Source organism: Collimonas antrihumi (genome assembly GCF_018304965.1).
In the GTDB taxonomy this organism is placed as follows: Bacteria; Pseudomonadota; Gammaproteobacteria; order Burkholderiales; family Burkholderiaceae_D; genus Collimonas; species Collimonas antrihumi.
Genome location: NZ_JAGQED010000004.1, coordinates 151712 through 169278 on the forward strand (window position 1 = coordinate 151712; position 17567 = coordinate 169278).

General features: G+C 52.8%; 15 protein-coding genes. 5 read left to right on the plus strand and 10 right to left on the minus strand.

Annotated elements, in window-relative coordinates:
* Window positions 1-137: 137 nt before the first annotated feature.
* The 10 genes from KHU29_RS05920 to KHU29_RS05965 form a co-directional block, all read right to left on the minus strand.
* Window positions 138-3368 carry an efflux RND transporter permease subunit gene (locus KHU29_RS05920; RefSeq protein WP_211451774.1) on the minus strand — a complete coding sequence of 1077 codons (3231 nt, stop codon included), beginning with the start codon at window positions 3366-3368 and terminating at the stop codon, window positions 138-140.
* A 3-nt stretch (window positions 3369-3371) separates the two neighbouring features.
* Complete coding sequence (locus KHU29_RS05925; RefSeq protein WP_211451776.1) at window positions 3372-4529, minus strand: efflux RND transporter periplasmic adaptor subunit; 1158 nt, start codon at window positions 4527-4529, stop codon at window positions 3372-3374.
* Complete coding sequence (locus tag KHU29_RS05930) at window positions 4526-5206, minus strand: TetR/AcrR family transcriptional regulator (RefSeq protein ID WP_211451777.1); 681 nt, start codon at window positions 5204-5206, stop codon at window positions 4526-4528. Before KHU29_RS05930 ends, KHU29_RS05925 begins: the two co-directional genes overlap by 4 nt.
* 116 nt (window positions 5207-5322) lie before the next feature.
* On the minus strand, window positions 5323-6141 hold the full coding sequence (locus KHU29_RS05935) for an anti-sigma factor family protein (RefSeq protein ID WP_211451779.1): 819 nt from the start codon (window positions 6139-6141) through the stop codon (window positions 5323-5325).
* Entirely contained in the window at window positions 6138-6641 is a 504-nt protein-coding gene (locus tag KHU29_RS05940) for an RNA polymerase sigma factor (RefSeq protein ID WP_211451781.1), read from the minus strand. Before KHU29_RS05940 ends, KHU29_RS05935 begins: the two co-directional genes overlap by 4 nt.
* Window positions 6642-6979: 338 nt before the next feature.
* Window positions 6980-7894 carry an alpha-xenorhabdolysin family binary toxin subunit B gene (locus KHU29_RS22320; protein ID WP_211451782.1) on the minus strand — a complete coding sequence of 305 codons (915 nt, stop codon included), beginning with the start codon at window positions 7892-7894 and terminating at the stop codon, window positions 6980-6982.
* Between the two features lie 156 nt (window positions 7895-8050).
* Window positions 8051-9259: an alpha-xenorhabdolysin family binary toxin subunit A gene (locus tag KHU29_RS05950; protein WP_281416080.1), complete on the minus strand. Its 1209-nt coding sequence runs from the start codon at window positions 9257-9259 to the stop codon at window positions 8051-8053.
* Window positions 9260-9335: 76 nt separating this feature from the next.
* Window positions 9336-10562: an alpha-xenorhabdolysin family binary toxin subunit A gene (locus KHU29_RS05955; RefSeq protein ID WP_211451786.1), complete on the minus strand. Its 1227-nt coding sequence runs from the start codon at window positions 10560-10562 to the stop codon at window positions 9336-9338.
* 324 nt (window positions 10563-10886) lie between these two features.
* Entirely contained in the window at window positions 10887-11528 is a 642-nt protein-coding gene (locus KHU29_RS05960; protein WP_211451788.1) for a response regulator, read from the minus strand.
* Window positions 11529-11600: 72 nt separating this feature from the next.
* The gene (locus tag KHU29_RS05965) at window positions 11601-12638 is read right to left on the minus strand and encodes a YncE family protein (RefSeq protein WP_211451790.1); all 1038 of its coding nucleotides are present in this window, start codon (window positions 12636-12638) and stop codon (window positions 11601-11603) included.
* Between the two features lie 247 nt (window positions 12639-12885).
* On the opposite strand from KHU29_RS05965, the gene KHU29_RS05970 reads away from it, so the two are divergent.
* From KHU29_RS05970 to recQ, 5 genes are all read left to right on the plus strand, one after another.
* Complete coding sequence (locus KHU29_RS05970; protein WP_246541552.1) at window positions 12886-13155, plus strand: YkgJ family cysteine cluster protein; 270 nt, start codon at window positions 12886-12888, stop codon at window positions 13153-13155.
* Window positions 13156-13200: 45 nt separating this feature from the next.
* Window positions 13201-13773 (plus strand): DUF1439 domain-containing protein, encoded by a 573-nt coding sequence (locus KHU29_RS05975; protein WP_211451792.1) that lies wholly within the window; start codon window positions 13201-13203, stop codon window positions 13771-13773.
* Between the two features lie 97 nt (window positions 13774-13870).
* Entirely contained in the window at window positions 13871-14716 is an 846-nt protein-coding gene (locus tag KHU29_RS05980) for an undecaprenyl-diphosphate phosphatase (protein ID WP_211451794.1), read from the plus strand.
* A 92-nt stretch (window positions 14717-14808) separates the two neighbouring features.
* Entirely contained in the window at window positions 14809-15681 is an 873-nt protein-coding gene (locus KHU29_RS05985) for an undecaprenyl-diphosphate phosphatase (protein WP_211451796.1), read from the plus strand.
* A 22-nt stretch (window positions 15682-15703) separates the two neighbouring features.
* The gene (recQ, locus tag KHU29_RS05990; RefSeq protein ID WP_211451798.1) at window positions 15704-17560 is read left to right on the plus strand and encodes a DNA helicase RecQ; all 1857 of its coding nucleotides are present in this window, start codon (window positions 15704-15706) and stop codon (window positions 17558-17560) included.
* The last annotated feature ends 7 nt before the right edge of the window (window positions 17561-17567 follow it).

Sequence of the window (17567 nt, forward strand, 5' to 3'; positions counted from 1 at the left end):
TTAAGGCTCGGTAGTGAAAATAAAGGGCTCATTCTATCAAAGGCCACCCTCAAAAACCTATTGCGCGGTACGGCAACTACAGCAATCCCAGGCTGCGCAGCCGATAATTGCTTTCAAGGCGGGTCTCAAAGCAAGTGTCATGACAGCTGCTGCTGCTGATCCTGATCATCATCGACATCGGTTACTGCGGCATTACCTCGCCATTTACGTTTGACCCAACTGCCAAAATCATCCAGATAGGTATAGATCACCGGCACTACCACCAGCGTCAATAGTGACGAAGTGATAATTCCGCCGATGACAGCCTGTCCCATCGGGGCGCGCTGTTCAGAGCCTTCGGCCACGCCAAAGGCCAGCGGCACCATGCCGAACACCATCGCCAAGGTCGTCATCAGGATAGGGCGCAGGCGGACGTGCGCCGCTTCCAGCAGGGCGGCACCGCGTTCGGTGCCGGCTCTGCGCGCCTGGTTGGCGAAATCGACCAGCAAGATGGCATTCTTGGTCACCAGGCCCATCAGCATGATGAAACCGATGATGGAAAACATGTTCAGGGTCGAGCGGAAAATCATCAGCGACAGGAACACCCCGATCAAGGTCAGCGGCAGCGCCGACATGATCGCCAGCGGCTGCAAGAAGCTGGCAAATTGCGAAGCCAGGATCATGTAGATGAAAATGATCGCCAGCCCCAGGGCAGCCAACGCGTAGTTAAACGATTCTTGCATGCTTTTGGTGGTGCCTCCGACCTGGTAACGATAGCCGGCGGGCCAGTGCATGCCATCCAGCGCTGTTTTGACATCGGCATTGACCTGGCCTGCGGAACGGCCGACAGCGTCAGCCGACAACTCGATCTCGCGATTCAGATCGCGCCGGTTGATCTGGTTGGCACCGGTGGAAGCGGTGATGTCGGCGACCTGGCGCAACGGCACCATCTTGGCCGAGCCATCGCTGTTGAGCTGGGTGCTGGCCAGCATCAGGCGTGATAAATCCTCGCTGGCATTGCGGTCAGAGGGCGCCAGGCGCACGTTGACGTCGTAATTTTCATCGTCCGGGCCGCGCCAGCTGCTGACCGCCTCACCCGCCAGCAAAGGCCGCAAGGCATTGCCGATTTGCGCCACGCCGATACCGAGGTCGGCGCCGATATCGCGTTTCGGCGTCACCGCGATGTTGGGTTTGTTGTCTTTCAGGCTGGAGTCGAGATCGACCAGGCCCGGCACCGCACGCATGCGGCGTTGCGCTTCGGCCGACAAGCGCTCCAGTTCCTTCAGGTCGTGGCCGAGCAGGCTCAGCCTTACTTGCTTGCTATCGCCGCCCGCCGCCGCCAGCGATCCAACCTGGGTCACGGTGATACCGGCCACCTGCGACAGGCGCTCGCGCAGCAACGGCGTCAGTTCGGCATTACTGCGTTTGCGCTGCTGGCGCGGGGTCAGGCGGATAAAGATGGAGGCGTAATTCTTACCTTGCGATACGCCGGTATTGACGGTGGTGTAGATATCTTGCACTTCGGGGAATTCGCGCAGGATGCTTTCGACCTGATGGACCTTGGTCTCAGTCAGCTCCAGTGAAGAACCAACCGGCGTATAGAAGGTGACGCCGCTTTCGGAGTAATCGGCATTCGGAATAAATTCGGTACCGACCAGTCCGGCAGCCGGCAGCGCCAGGCCGGCGACGAAGGCCAGTATGGCAATGCCTACCGTCATTTTGCGATGCCCGAGAGACCACTTGAGCAGCACCTGGTAGCCGTCCGACAGCCATTGCACCAGGCGCTCGAACACTTCCAGCACACGGCCGATGGTGTTGGCGTAGATGCCACGGCGCTGCTTGTGGCCGGTTTCGTCGGTATGCAGTGCCGGATCGGGCCAGATGGAAGACAGCATCGGATCCAGCGTGAACGAGACAAACATGGAGATCAAGACCGCCGCCGTCACCGTGATGCCGAACTGGTGGAAGAAGCGCCCTATGATGCCGCCCATGAAGCCGACCGGCAAGAACACGGCGACGATGGAAAAGGTGGTGGCCAATACCGCCAGGCCGATTTCAGCGGTGCCGTCGAGCGCTGCCAGTTTGTGGCTCTTGAAGCGTCCATCAGGGTGGCCATCAAGCCTCATGCCCGCATGGCGTACGATATTTTCACGCACCACGATAGCGTCGTCGATCAGCAAGCCGACGCACAGCGACAGCGCCATCAGCGTAATCATGTTGATGGTGAAGCCGAACACGTTCATGAACAGGAACGTGCCGATCAACGCCACCGGCAAAGTCAGCCCGGTGATGATGGTCGAGCGCCATGAATTGAGGAACAGGAATACGATCAGGATCGTCAGTGCGGCGCCTTCCAGCAGGGTTTGCCGGACATTGTGGACGCCCACCCGGATTTGCCGCGAGCCATCGTGGATCGCCTGGATCTTGATGCCGGGATGCAGGGTCTGGATAGTGGTTTGCAGCTCTTGCATGGCATGCATCAAGCCGTCCGCCACTTCGATCGTGTTTTGTCCTTGCGCTTTCAGGATATCCAGCGCCAGGGTGCGCTGGCCATTGTAGAGCGCCAGGTTTTCCTGCTCTTCCTGGCCATCGACCACGGTAGCGATTTGCGACAGCTTGACACTGTGGCCGCCGCGTATCGCCACTACGATATCGTTGAAGTGCTGCGGGTCCTTGAATTTGCCCAGGACTTGCACCACTTTTTCACTGTCGGCGCTGCGGATCGCACCGGTCGGCAGTTCCTGGTTTTCATTGCGGATGGCATCTTCGACTTGATTGATCCCGATCCCCAGCGATTCCATCTCCACCGGTTTGACGTAGATATTGATTTGCCGCTTGACGCCGCCCACCAGCGTCACCGAACCGACGCCACGTACATTCTCCAGACGCTTCTTGACGATTTGATCGGCGATGGTGGTCAGCTCGCGCAAGTCGCGCGGCTTGGCCTTGGGATCGTTGGTGACCGAGATCGAAAAAATCGGCGCATCCGCCGGATCGTAGCGCGTGATCAGCGGCTCCTTGATCTCCTTGCGGAAGGCGGCTTTGACCGCGGCCACTTTTTCGCGCACGTCTTGCGCCCCCTGGGTCGGATCGACATTCAGGTTGAATTGAACGATGACCACCGACTGCCCTTCATAAGAGCGCGATGTCAGGGTGTCGATGCCATTGATGGTGTTGACCGCTTCTTCAATCGGGCGGCTGACATCCGATTCCACCGTTTCCGGCGATGCGCCGGGATACAAGGTTTGCACCACCACCACCGGGAACGTGATATCCGGAAACTGGTCCACCCGCAGCCGATCGTAGGAGAACAACCCCAACACCACAAAGGCCATCATCATCATGGTGGCCAGTACCGGATTGCCAATGCTGATGCGCGTGAACCACATGGCCTAGCCTTTGCTGCCGGCGGGTTTGGCGGCAAGTACCTTGACGCTGGCGCCATCCGGCAGGTTGCCGAGATTAACCTTGACGATGCGGGCGCCATTGCTGACGCCGCTCAGGATTTCCACTGCATTGCTGCTATCGCCGTCGTTGCCGCGCAACCCTAAAGTGACGCTGCGGCGATGAACCTTGCCGTTTTCTATGAGATACACATAGTTGTCGCTGGCGTCGCTCTGGATTGCCGATTGCGGTGCAGTCAGCACGCCGTTTTTCCGCGACAAGGTCAGCTGCGCTTCGCCAAACATTCCGGCCCGCAGCAAGCCCCGGGGATTATCGATCTGGATATACACCATGATCGAGCGCGAACCGGTTTCAGTCGATGGATTGATGCGGGCTACTTTGCCGATCACAGGAGTAGGCAATCCGTCGAGCGTCAACCGGACTTCCTGGCCCAATGCCACGCTCAGGATGTTCGAAGTCGGCACCGCTGCCGCCATTTCCATTTGCCGCAAATCGACGATTTCAAGCAGGTTGTTGTCGGGCGATACCTTCTCGCCGGGCTCCACCGAACGGCGGCTGATCAAGCCGTTGATCGGCGCCCGGATCACCGTATCCGAGAGCGCCTTGCGCGCTACATCCAGCGCGCCGGCGGCAGAGTCGACGTTGGCTTTGGCGATGTCGTACTGGCTGGCGGCATTGTCGAAGGCGTTTTTCGAAATGAAGCCTTTTTCCACCAGGATCTTGTTGTTGGCGCGGGTCTTGCTGGCGATGTCGAGCTGGCCTTGCGCCGCCACTTGCGATCCCAGCGCTTGATTGACACGTGCCTGATAATCGCTGCTGTCCATCGTGACGATTACCTGGCCGCTGGTAACGCTTGCACCTTCTCTCACCAGCACTTCCCTTACTTCGCCGCTGACCCTGGCTTTGACCTGGGCTTGATTGACAGCGCGCAGTGCGCCCGAAAGCGGTAACACTTCACGCAGATCGTGTGGCGCTACCTGCATCACATCGCTTTCCAGGAATTCCAGGCTAGGGGTGGCTGCTGCGGTTTTTTGCGGCGCCGGCGGGGGTGTCTTGCGTTGCGCCATGAGAATCATCCCCAGCACTGCTGCAATACCGACAACAGCGATGACGATCCAGCGTTTATGGCGTCTCGACATAGTCATTGAGCAGCTGGAACAGGTGTTGGCCGGGTTGGCTGCGGGATTGGCTTGCTCAGCAAGCCATGCAGGCAGAGGTCGATAAAACTGCTCAGATAAGTTTCCGGGTTGACTGCTTCGACGTGGCAGGGATTGAGAGGTTGCTGCCACATCATCAGCATGATCACCGGTGCGACCAGTACATTGGCGGTCTGGTGGACATCGATCGCACGAAATTCGCCACGCTCGATGCCACGCTGCAGCAGGCCCACCAGCATGGCATCGCAGCGCATGCTGATTTCTTCGCGATGAAAGGCCGCCAGCTCGGGGAAATTACCTGATTCGGCCATCATCAGTTTGGTAATCCCGGCCAGTTTGGTGGCGCCGATACGCTCCCACCAGACCAGGATGATGTGGCGGAACAGATCGGCACTGGAGCCGTCGTAGCTGCCAATGATGTCGTCAGCTTCATCCAGCAGCGGCAGCATGTTTTCGCGCACTACCGCCTTGAACAATTCTTCCTTGTTCTCAAAGTACAGGTACAGCGTTCCTTTGGAGACGCCGGCCCGGGCCGCAACATCGCCCAGCCGGGTGGCGGCAAATCCGCGTTCGACGAACAAATCCAGCGCGGCCGCCAGCAATTCCTGCGGACGTGCTTCTTTGCGTCGGGCCCAACGGGGTTTGGAGCTGAAAGGGCAGTTCATGAATGCTAGGATTGTCTACTCAGGCTGGATATTTACTGACTTTGGAGTCAGTAATGTAAGCGGCAACCTTTGGAGTGTCAAGGCGGTCCTGCGCATAGATCCATGCGATACCCGTTTCATTCAGTTTTCTCCAGCTGTTCATAGACAGCACCGGCGACACGGGCAAGTTCGCCTCTATCCATGCCTGCAGACAGCGCATAGCCAAACTTGCTGTCAATCCAATAGAAAACGTTGATCGGTCCTTCTTGCGCAAAGCGGAAGCCGGTGTCCTTGTTGTGGGTCTGTTCAGTGGAGACGTACAAGGTGAGACGACGGCCTGTGGCGTCGTGATACATGAATTGGGCCACCGGGCCGCTTTCTCCAGGCAACAGGCGGCCGCCAATTAATTCGTATCCCTGTTTGCCGAGCCTGGGTGGACGAATCGGGGTGCCGATGCGTTTCGATAGCCAGGCAACCAACTGCTCTTCCTGATCCGCGCTGATCTCTACCGGACGTCGCACATCCGGGCTATAGACGGCATGGGCGATTGCCGCCTGGTGCGCCAGTGCCGCCACATTCCTGGCGGGTGCCGGCGCCGTAGCTGACGACGGCAAAAACATCGGACTGGATTGCGTTTGTCCGTGCAGCCCCCATCCTGCCGCGCCACCAGCAAGGGCGATGGCCAGACCGGCGGTGTAGCGTTGCAGGCGCCATAATTGTCTGTGCGCTGCCGCAGGCTGTGCCGATAGTGTCGACAGTTGCGGCGGTATCGGCTCATCCAGCACTGGTTCGAACAGCGCGCGCAGTCTGGCAGACTGTTCACGGTAGACATTTATCCGTTCTGCTTCGACCGGCCTCGCCGCCAGATACGAATCGATCTCCGCTCTTCTGGATTGCGGCAGCAAACCATCCACATAGGCATGCAAGTCTGCTTCAGTAACAGGTAAGTGATTCATTTAACTACCTTCAATGGCGATACGACGGTGCGGCCATCCATCAGGGCGCGCATTTTTTCGCGCGCACGAGACAGTCGCGACATGACGGTTCCCAGCGGGATTTGCAAGGTGGCGGCGACTTCGTCGTAAGTCATTTCTTCCAATGCCACCAGAAGCAGAACTTCACGCTGCTCGGTCGGCAGCAGACGCAGGCTTGATTCCAGATCACGTATTTCCAGTCCATCCGTTTGTGCGGCTGCGACGGATAATGCCGGTGCGTCATCGTCAAATACCTCGGTCGGCAACCGCGCTTTCCGGATTTGGTCTATGTGCAGGTTATGCATGATGCTGAACAGCCAGGCACGCATGTTGCCACTAAATGGCCGCAATGGCAGTTTTACCAAGCCACGTTCAATCGTATCCTGCACCAGGTCGTCGGCACCCATACCTCCTACCAAGGCACGGGCATAGCGGCGCAGGCGGGGAATACAGGCAAGCAATTGAGCACGAGCGTCTTGCATGGTATCAATCAAACGAGGTTTTAGAGAGTTGTGGAATGGACATCTGCCAGTCCTTTAAAGTTTCAGAAAAACCATTGTGCCAATATTTATATATTGAATCAAAAGCCGGTGGTCCGCATTTATCGGCAATGCGATTTGGCCCATGGTCATCCATCGCCAATATGTACGTTGTGCAATAGTTTTATTTTTTGGAGTTCGCCAACTTCGGCAAGTTGCCGGAGTTGGCGATACGGCATGATCAAGATCGATATTTTGCTTTCATTCAAATTATCTTTTGTGAAAATGAAAGGTATTTATCAGATCAGATCAAGATCAGGACAGGATGTTGCTGTTTGATTTCATGAAAGACGATATTGCCTATCTAGCTTTTCCAAGTACAATTTTTTTTCTTGTAACAGAATACTCAAATCCCGGGTATTTACTTCTTGTTCGAACAGGGCGGTCAATTTATTGAGGAATATACTCAAGGCCTCGAATAAATTATCACTTTCTTTCAATGCAATTGCTCGTTCCACATCAATTTCCACAACATTTGACAGATCCATAATCTGCTGTTCTATTGATGCCAATTTAGCATTAAGAGTGGCGATCTCTTGAAGGATCTGAGTAATTTGATTGCTCAGCAGAATTCTGGCGTCCGCTAAATTGGAATATTTTATTCCATCAGAGATATTTCCCAGTATTTTTTTGTAGGTCTCTACTGCCAGCTGAATAGCCGCTATCTCCGGCTTAGTTAGATTCAATTTTTCCAGTTCACTGGCGTTAGGAATAAAATCTTTGAATATATCCGCCAAATTTCTTTCACGGATAATATTCTGGCTTTGAATTATGATGGTCCGATCAGCAATTTTTTCCTGCTTTTTTTTGTCTTGTTCCACAATATCTTTTTCCAACTGGTTTTTCTGCCGTTGTACATCTTCCTGCTGTTCGCTCAAACGTTCCGTTAGAATAACATTGCGCAGATCTGTCGTCTTTTTTTCCACTGTATTGGAGGCCATGCGGAACTGGGAACGAATCTTGTCTATGTCGGCTCGTAAACCTGCCAACACTTCGGCACGCGCTGTGTTCAGCTCCGCGATTGCAGAGGTGTCCAGGTTTTTATCGGTCAGGGCTGCATCAATTTCATCGATAATTTCGCAAATGGACTCAACGACTGTATTCGTTAATACATTTTTTAATTTTGGCACATTCTCTCTTAGCAGCTTGTCCAGATCGAGCGCGTATAAGCTCACTCGATCGATCTTCTCTTTCACGACTCCCTCGAGCCTATTTTTGACTACTAAACCATGTATATTCTTTAGTGATCGGTTTAGAACTGTAATATCGCATTCAGGGTAGGTGACACTACGCGGTAATGAATTAATGGTTGCCATCATGTTTTCCTTTTTTAGATTCTGTTGTATTGTGAATTATTGATATAGGCGCTTGTACTCTTCTAATGCCTCATTGATGGAAATAACCAGGTCTTGGGCCATGCCGCCAACGCTCCCCCAGGGATTAATCACTTTCTTAAAGTTGACGATAAAGCTGGTCAATTTGAGGGCATCGTTGATGTTTTCCATTTCCTGATTTGAGGCATCGATATGGCTTAATAAGTTTGCCCATACATAGTCCAAATGATTAAGAGCAGATTCCGCATCAAGCATGCGAATCCCCAGGTCAGAGAAAATTCCAGTCAGATTTTCCAGAGCCGCTTGCAGTGCTTTTTTTTCGGCTACCTGATTTTGCAATTCCTTCACTTCGATAATCAGCCTATTTTTAGCCTTGCGTGCTTTTTCCGCTTTATCACCGAAAATACTGCCGGTAATTATTACAGGAATTAAGGCAACACCGGAGAAAGCCAATGCGACGTATTTGGAGTAATCTTTTTTTAATTGTTCAATTTCCAGATTTTTTTCATCTATTTGCTCTTGCAAATTTTTGATTGTAGTCAACAGGCCACTTTTTCTCATTAAATCATATTTGAATTTGATTTGTGGCTCCAGACCCTGAGTGATTTCCCGATTGTTTAGTGTGCCGCCAACTATTTTTATTCTAAAATCGGAAACTGCAGTTTTGACTGCGTTTGTGTCGCTCTGTTGTTTGGCTATGTCAATCCTCATCTGAGCTAGTATTTCTTGCAACGCGCCGGCCACTTCCCTATCTTCAGACGTGTAGGTAATTTCTCGTAACTCCTCCTCTGAAATGTCGCCAACCGTTTGTTTCACGCGCTCCAAAATGGGCATCTGATTGATGATCGCGATGATCTCGTTTCCGGTTCCAACAATGTTGTTGGCAACGGTATCCAGTACGATACTTTGCTTCAATACATGGCCTTCAAGATTATTCCAGGTAAGGGCGTGGGAATTAATAGAGATATACTGCTGCAGAATATCTATCGGCTCCAATCCAGCAATGCCGCTATTCTTATAACCAAGATAGCTTTCTACTGTTGTAAGCTGGGTAGGAAGTGCAAGCCCAGCTCTAACATATAGTTTGATGTTAATAAGGTCTTCTTTCGTAAAAATTCCAGCTGTTCTTTCAACTCCTTCCATTTTTCCGCTGAGTAGTTGCAGGGCCATTTTTGGTATCTCTGTTGTTTCTATGACGAGATCCGGTGGTGATTTAGTTGCTAACATAACGACATTCTCCATGTATGAGCTACGGTTAAAAACTTGAATGAATGCAGAAGCGAAGAATTCCGACTTCAATTATTTAAGGTGCAATTGGTGTGTCTGTAGTTTCAAAAGATTCCTTTATGCCGTCGAGAATTGCTCCGGTAAGTAATAATGCTAAATTTTCCACATCATTCCAGGGCGCAATTACTTTTCGAAAATTTACGGTGAAAGTTGTCAGTTTGAGCGCATCATTGATACGGCTCATTTGCAGTTCCGAATCGCTTATATTATTGAGCACGGTTTCCCACATATAATTCAAGTTGTTAATTCCAATTTCCGCATCTAACATGCGTATGGCGATATCGCTAAAACTGCGGGATAGGGTTTCTATGGATTTCTGCAACAACTTTTTCTCTGAACTCTGCTTTTGTAGTTGCTGTATATCTTTAATTAATTTATTTTTCGCTTTGCGAGCCGCTTCGGCTTTGGCTCCGTATATTCCGCCAGTGATAGCCAGACCTACAAAGCCAAGAGCCGCCCCCGAAAATGCTAATCCGGTATATTTTTTATACTCTTTTTCCAGTTGCGCAATCTGCTTATATTTTTCGTCTATCTCATCTTGTAAAGCCTTGATGGAGTCAAGTAATTTGTGTGCTTTCAGCAAATCGTATTTGGATTTGACTTGCGCTTGCACACCCACAGTATTTTTTCCATTGCTCAATTGGCCGCCTGCCATTCCTACTCTAAAATCATAAACAACGGTTTTCATTTTTTTATTTTTTTCCTGTTGTTCGGAAATGTGGCGTTTTATCTTGTTCAGAGCACTCAGCAAAGTAACTATTTGTACTTCATCATCCGGTTCCAAAATGATTTCTGATAATTGGAAGTCCGAAACGTCGCCCACTATTTTTTTTACTCGTTCAAGAATAGGCATTGCATTGATAATACGGAGAATCTCTTCACCGGTTGCAACCAGATACTTTGCAGTTGAATTCATATCCAGGCTTTGGTCCCAAAGATGAGTTTCAACGTTGTACCAAGAAATTGCATGAGACCGGATATTCTTGAATAATTCAAAAACATCTTCAGGAGTCAAGCCAGCTATGCCAATGTCATAGCCGATTTGATTTCTCACTGTATTAATATCAAAAGGAAGAGAATTTCCATTCCTGACATATATTCTGATTCTGGTGATGTCTTCTTTAGTAAAAATCCCGCTTGACCTTACTGCCCCTTTTGCCGTTCCGCTGAGCAGTTGTAGAGTGAATTTTGGTATATCTGCTAACGCAATAATCGAATCGACGGCTAATTTTTGTGAGCTCATGGAGATTTCACTTTCTTCGCATTGCTGCAATTGAAGGATTATGTGATGCAGATACGTTTGTACGACACGTTCAGAGTTCTCATAATGTTGGATTTATTATGGCAGCGCGGGTTACCGGATATTTTGGGAGAATTCCCAAAATGGGGCCCTGCAATGAAAGGCGAGGCCCCTCGCTAAATTTGACGCTTGAGGAACGCCGTAAGGAAAAGACGGTTTTCTGTTGTCGCAGACCACCGATACCATTGACGATGCGCAGCATTGAGGCCATCGCCGCTGGCGGATATTTCTTCAGGATGGGATATCCAGGAATGCTGGGCTACGTTCTTATGTGACGATGCCATGAATCGATTGAAGCTGAAACAATTCAGCATCAGTTTTGCATGACAGTTTCGCCATTGCAGCACGCCTTTGATTGTAGATAGTCTTCACGCTGCGCTTAAGGGAATTTGCGATTTCTGCTATGCAATGACCAGCAAGATACATGCGCAGGACCTCGGCTTCGCGAACGGACAGCGCTTCATGTCCACCAATGTTCAGGCAGTTTGATCTTTCAACTATTTCATGAATGCATCGGCCATGATATCCAGTTCCCCGTAGCGCGCGATCAATGGCAACGACAAGTTCCGTTATCGCGTCGCGTTTGCTAATGATCGAATTGATTCCTAAGGATTTCAGGGCAGTGAGGATTCTCGGGCTGTCGAGGCTGGTAAATACGATGATGCGAACTGTCGGGTAGTGCTTGCGCACGCGTTTGAGCATGGTCAAACCGTCCCCGAATGCGCCGCCAGGCATGATGTAGGCAGTCACAAGAACATCAACTTGTTGAGAACTCAATCGATCGAATAATTCGGTGGAATTGGCAACTGAGGGATGCACACTAAAGCCAGGATGCCGACCCAGATGTTCTTTTACAGCAGTTGCCACGACAGGGTGAGCGTCTGCAACCAGGATATTTACCTTCTTCATTCTCAGGTGTTACTCCTAAGCACAAGTCTTACAATCAGGTTCCTGCGCAGCATGAATAAGTTGGCCGCGTGTTTACTTAATCAGAGCATTACTTGAATGCTCAAAGGAAATTTCCGCGACAATTTTCTGACTGGCGCTATCAACTTTGAACAAGCTCAGATCCGTGTTCAACACGTAAGCAAACTTGCTGTCCCGCGTAAAAGCAATGGCTTGGCGCGGCCCCTTGAAACCCTTGATGGTGGCGACGACCTTCAACGTTTTTGCGTCAATCACTGAAACGCTATCGTCGGCCAGGTTGCCGCTGTAGACAAATTTGCCGTCGGGGCTTAGCGCCGCGCCATATGGTTCTTTGCCGACTGGCACCGTGCCGGTAATCTGACGCTTGGCGATATCGACTACAGCGATATTGTCGGCGCCGCTGTTGGCGGCAAACATGACCTTGCCATCGGCGGTGACCGAGATTGCGCGCAGCTTGTTGAATCCGGTGATTTCGCCATCGATTTTGTTGGTCTTGGTGTCGACAATCGTCACCTTGTCGCCAAGGAAGTTGGTGACATAGAGTTTGGCGTTGTCCGGGCTCAGGCGAATACCTTGGCGCGGTTGCGCGAAGCCGGTGATTACAGTTTGGGCTAACCCGCTATTGATGTCGAAGCGTGTCACTGTGTCCGCGGCCTGGTTGTTGATATAGAGCGCGTTCCCATCCTTGGTCAATGTTGTTCCGAAACTCCCTGGACCTGCCGCCAGTCGTGAAAGCGGCACTAGCGTTGCACTATCTACTTTTACTATCTCACCGAGACTGCTATCGGAGATGAAGAAAGCCTTGCCGTCAGGCGCGAATACTATATTGCGCGGTGTTACATAGCCACTTAGCACGCCCCGCACCGAGCCGCTGGGAAGATCGTAGACGATAATCTCGGGCCGCTCGCTGTTGGACACAACGGCGGTGGCTTCGTCCGGGCTCAACGCCAGAGAATTGTTGCGGATATTGCCGTCAAAAGTGGTACGTATTTGGGTTGCACCCGCTACGGACGGGTAGAGGGCTACAGTTAAGAAAACACCGTAAGAACCCGATGCGACGGCAAGGATCGCGGTAAGAATTAAATGTTTCATATCAACGGCTCCTGGAGATTCATTTAAATGAGATGCAAAAATTGCAACTTCATGTACGTGAACGTAAATCCAGGCTGCTTATTCCATACGATGAAAAATATTTTTTTGCCTTGATGTCGACGATTGAACGCAATCGAGGTGCCGGTTGGGAAGGTGATTGCAAGTAGAATCTGGCCTTTGCTTCAATTTGCAATGCCGCAGATCGCAAAATGTTTTCAAAATACACACTAATTGTCGAGGGACCGGTATGAAAGCGGAAGGCATCTTTTGCCGTCCCGATTGCGGCGCCTGCTGTACTGCGCCGTCGATCTCGTCGCCGATCCCTGGCATGCCGAACGGCAAGCCGGCGGGTGTTCGCTGCATTCAGCTGGATCCCGCCAATCTTTGCCGGATTTTCGGCAGCCCGGATCGTCCTGCCGTCTGCGCCAGCCTGCAGCCGGCGTTGGATATGTGCGGCAATTCTCAAGCGCACGCGATGCATTACCTGGCCACGTTGGAACGATTGACCGCAGCGTAGGGTCAGTCTATTGACTGGCGGCAAAAAGAAAAAGGGAAAATTTGAATGCAATATAGAAACTTTACTTCCAGCAAGGTCATGCCGGCGTTGTTGGCGCTATGTACTACGCTGCTCTTATCGTCCTGTGCCGCGCTTATCGGGCCGCGCGATGTCGAATTTCCGTTGACTAAACTGCAGCAATCGGTCGACAAGCGTCTGCCTTTTTCGCAGCGTTATCTGGGCCTGTTCGAGATTACCGCCAACAAGGCCCTGCTAAGCTTGCCGCCGGAGCAGAATCGCTTGTCGATGGCAACCGATGTGACAGTCGCCATGCCATTGCTAGGTAAATCATGGAGCGGCAAGATGGCGATCTCGGGTGTGCTGACCCTGGATAACCCGCACAACGCAGTGACATTGCTAGAGCCCAAGCTGGACAGCCTGATGCTGGACGGCCTCGACAATACCTACGCTGCGCAAGTGACGCAGATAGGTAATTTGCTGGCGCGTCAACTGCTGGCCGGGGTGCCGTTGTATACCTTCAAGCCGGAAGATTTACGTTATGCCGGCGTAGCTTTCATGCCGACAAGAATCGGCACCAAGCCCGAAAACCTCGTGGTTACATTCGAGCCGGTAAAATAGACGGCTGTTTTTAAGAAATATCCCGCAACTTTACAACGGCCAGGGCGGTATCATTCGCCCCGGAGCTTGATTTCCTTTCTTTTTACTCCCAAACCACATGGATATTGTTCTCGCGTTAAAAGTGCTCATCATGGGCCTGGTCGAGGGTTTCACCGAGTTTTTACCGATCTCGTCGACCGGCCACCTGATTCTGGCAGGCAGCTTGCTGGACTTTACTGCCGACATTACGCGTGAAAAAGCCGAAGTGTTCGAAATCGCCATCCAGGCCGGTGCGATTTTCGCCGTATGCTGGGAATATCGAGCCCGTATCGGCGCGGTCCTGCGCGGACTGCCTAGCGATATCAAGGCACGCAAGCTGGTTATCAACCTGATCATCGCTTTTATCCCGGCAGCAATACTGGGGCTGTTGTTCAGCAAGATGATCAAGGAAAAGTTGTTCGCGCCTTTGCCGGTGGCGATTGCGCTGATTATCGGCGGCTTTGTGATCCTCTGGGTTGAGCGCCGCAACAAGAACGGCGACCAGGTTGCCAGGGTCGAATCGGTCGACGACATGAGCGCGCTGGATGCGCTGAAGATCGGCATTGCCCAGGCGTTCGCGCTGATTCCCGGCACCAGCCGTTCGGGTGCAACGATTATCGGCGGCATGATGTTTGGCTTGTCGCGCAAGGCGGCTACCGAGTTTTCATTTTTCCTGGCAATTCCTACCCTGTTTGCCGCCACCATTTATTCCCTGTACAAAGATCGCGCGCTGTTGTCGGCGGCCGATATTCCGCTGTTCTCGATCGGGACCGTAGCTGCATTTGTCTCGGCATTCCTGTGCGTGCGCTGGTTGCTGCGCTATATCAGCAGCCATGATTTCACCCTGTTTGCGTGGTACCGGATTGTGTTTGGGCTGGTGGTGATCGTGACCGGATATACCGGCTGGGTTAGTTGGACGCATTGAGCTGGACACATTGAGCGCGCGTCCGAACTGCAGAAAAAGAGTCATTGTTTTTTTGGAATTTGTAATCATTCAATCCTGAACTGGAGATTGCTGTGGCAAGTGTATGTTCCGCTGGTACCGATATCGGGTTTGCATCGTTAGACTATCTACAGGTTGCGATTCTTGGCGTGATTCAGGGAATCTCTGAGTTATTGCCTATTTCTTCCACCGCGCACATGCGCATCGTTCCGGCCATACTGGGCTGGCATGATCCGGGCTCCGCATTTTCCGCAGCGATGCAGCTGGCGGCGCTGGCGGCCGTCGTCAGTTATTTCTGGCGTGATGTGCGCGAAGTGACTGTCGGTAGCATCACAGCAGTGCGTGAGCGCAATTTCAGCAGCCCGTCATTCCGCCTCGGGATGGCGATCATCCTGGCGACGATCCCGATCGGAATTGCAGGATTGTCGCTGTCGCATGTGCTGAACGCCTGCGGCTCGCCGTTGCGCAGCCTGAGCGTGATTGGCTATGCGTGTATCGCCATGGGGGTGCTGCTGGCGCTTGCCGAACTCAGTTGCCGTCATCGCCGCACCGTCGGCGAGATGCGTATGCGTGATGCGGTGATCGTCGGCCTGGCGCAAGTCGGTGCGCTGATTCCGGGGGTGTCGCGTTCCGGTTCGACGCTGACTGCCGCCTTGTTCCTTAATTTCAAGCGTGAAGAAGCGGCGCGCTTCTCCTTCTTGCTCGGTTTGCCGGCGATTGCGCTGGCCGGCTTGAAAGAGTTGCTGGTGCTGTTCCATTTGCATATGCCGCTGGAGACCTGGATGTTGCTGATCTTCGGTCTGGTAGTGGCCAGTATTTCGGCTTTTGGCGCGATCTGGGGTTTGATGAAATTCCTGGAGAAATTCTCAACCTGGCCGTTCATCATCTATCGCGTCGCCTTGGGAGTATTTCTCCTGGTCGGTGTCCATAACGGCTTTCTAAGCTAATACAAGATTCCGTAAGTAACTAATGCCACATTCGCCACATTCGTCAGATTCAGCAGAAGCATCCGCCAGTTCCGACCCGCAAGCACTTCATATACTGCAAACGGTATTCGGCTATCCATCTTTTCGTGGCCAGCAGGCTGAGATTGTCAGTCATGTGGCCAACGGTGGCGATGCGCTGGTGCTGATGCCGACCGGCGGCGGCAAGTCGCTGTGTTACCAGATTCCGGCATTGCTGCGGGATGGGGTCGGGGTGGTGGTGTCGCCGTTGATCGCGTTGATGCAAGACCAGGTCGATGCGCTGGCGGAAGTCGGCGTGCGCGCCGCTTTCCTGAATTCTACGCAAACCTACGAAGAGGCATCGCAGATCGAACGCCGCGTGCGCAGCGGCGATCTTGATCTGGTGTACGTGGCGCCGGAACGTTTGCTGACGCCGCGCTGCCTGGATTTGCTGGAATCCTCCAAGATTGCCTTGTTTGCGATTGATGAAGCGCACTGCGTATCGCAATGGGGACATGATTTCCGGCCCGAGTACATCAAGCTGTCGATCCTGCACGAGCGTTTTCCGAACGTACCGCGGATTGCGCTGACAGCCACTGCCGACCAGCAGACCCGGGAAGAAATTGCCCTGCGCCTGCAACTTGAACAAGGCGCGCGTTTCGTTTCTTCCTTCGATCGTCCCAACATCCGTTATCAGATCGTTGAAAAAGCCAACGGCCGCAAACAATTGCTCGACTTTATTCAAAGCGAACATGGCGGCGACGCCGGCATTGTGTATTGCCTGTCGCGCAAGAAGGTTGAGGAAACCGCCGAATTCCTGGGGCAGCAGGGGATCCAGGCCTTGCCCTATCACGCCGGCATGGATTACGCGCAACGGACCAGGAATCAAGGGCGCTTCCTGCGCGAAGACGGGATCGTGATGGTGGCCACCATCGCGTTTGGCATGGGGATCGACAAGCCCGATGTGCGCTTTGTCGCGCATCTGGATTTACCCAAGAGTATTGAAGGTTATTACCAGGAAACCGGCCGCGCCGGCCGCGACGGCGGCCCCGCCAATGCCTGGATGGCGTACGGTTTGCAAGACGTGGTGCAGCAACGGCGCATGATCGACGAGTCGGAAGCCGGTGAGGTTTTCAAGCGGGTGCTGGGCGTCAAGCTGGATGCCATGTTGGGGCTATGTGAAACCCTGCATTGCCGCCGCGTGCGCTTGCTGGATTATTTCGGTCAGGGCTCCGAGCGTTGCGGCAATTGCGACACCTGCATGAGTCCGCCGGTATCATTCGATGCGACGGTGGTGGTGCAAAAGCTGCTGTCGACGATTTACCGGGTCGACCAGCGCTTCGGTGCGATGCATGTGATGGATGTCTTGCGTGGCATAGATTCCGACAAGATCAAGCAGTGGCGTCACGATCAGCTTTCGACGTTTGGCATCGGCAGCGATCGTAGCGAGGCTGAGTGGCGGGCCATCTTGCGGCAGTCGATTGCGCTTGGCCTGATCACGGTCGACCACGAGGCGTACAGCGCGCTCAAACTGACTGATGCGGCGCGGCCGGTGCTGCGCGGCGAGCAAGCGGTGCAGTTGCGGGAATACCAGAAGCCGGTCAAGCAGAAACGCAGCGGCAGCAAGCCGAAGGGTTATGTCGAAACGGATCTGTCGACACTGGAGCAGGCGATTTTCGAGAAATTGCGCTGGTGGCGAGTCGAGACTGCGCGCAAACACAACGTGCCCGCTTACGTCATCTTCCACGATGCCACCATGCGCGAAATCGCCAAGGCGCAACCAGCTTCTCTGGATGATTTGCGCGGCGTCAGCGGTGTCGGCGAGAAGAAGCTGGAAACCTATGGCGCAGAAATTGTGGAGCTGATTGCCGAGTTTGCGTGATGCTGTA

Excerpts from the sequence above, each read along its gene's own strand:
- KHU29_RS05920 (WP_211451774.1), bottom strand. The coding sequence starts at position 3,368 with ATGTGGTTCACGCGCATCAGCATTGGCAATCCGGTACTGGCCACCATG.
- KHU29_RS05935 (WP_211451779.1), bottom strand. The coding sequence starts at position 6,141 with ATGAATCACTTACCTGTTACTGAAGCAGACTTGCATGCCTATGTGGAT.
- KHU29_RS05950 (WP_281416080.1), bottom strand. The coding sequence starts at position 9,259 with ATGTTAGCAACTAAATCACCACCGGATCTCGTCATAGAAACAACAGAG.
- KHU29_RS05980 (WP_211451794.1), top strand. The coding sequence starts at position 13,871 with ATGGATATTGTTCTCGCGTTAAAAGTGCTCATCATGGGCCTGGTCGAG.
- KHU29_RS05965 (WP_211451790.1), bottom strand. The coding sequence starts at position 12,638 with ATGAAACATTTAATTCTTACCGCGATCCTTGCCGTCGCATCGGGTTCT.
- KHU29_RS05955 (WP_211451786.1), bottom strand. The coding sequence starts at position 10,562 with ATGAGCTCACAAAAATTAGCCGTCGATTCGATTATTGCGTTAGCAGAT.
- KHU29_RS05970 (WP_246541552.1), top strand. The coding sequence starts at position 12,886 with ATGAAAGCGGAAGGCATCTTTTGCCGTCCCGATTGCGGCGCCTGCTGT.
- KHU29_RS05975 (WP_211451792.1), top strand. The coding sequence starts at position 13,201 with ATGCAATATAGAAACTTTACTTCCAGCAAGGTCATGCCGGCGTTGTTG.
- KHU29_RS05960 (WP_211451788.1), bottom strand. The coding sequence starts at position 11,528 with ATGAAGAAGGTAAATATCCTGGTTGCAGACGCTCACCCTGTCGTGGCA.
- recQ (WP_211451798.1), top strand. The coding sequence starts at position 15,704 with ATGCCACATTCGCCACATTCGTCAGATTCAGCAGAAGCATCCGCCAGT.
- KHU29_RS05940 (WP_211451781.1), bottom strand. The coding sequence starts at position 6,641 with ATGCAAGACGCTCGTGCTCAATTGCTTGCCTGTATTCCCCGCCTGCGC.
- KHU29_RS05925 (WP_211451776.1), bottom strand. The coding sequence starts at position 4,529 with ATGACTATGTCGAGACGCCATAAACGCTGGATCGTCATCGCTGTTGTC.
- KHU29_RS05930 (WP_211451777.1), bottom strand. The coding sequence starts at position 5,206 with ATGAACTGCCCTTTCAGCTCCAAACCCCGTTGGGCCCGACGCAAAGAA.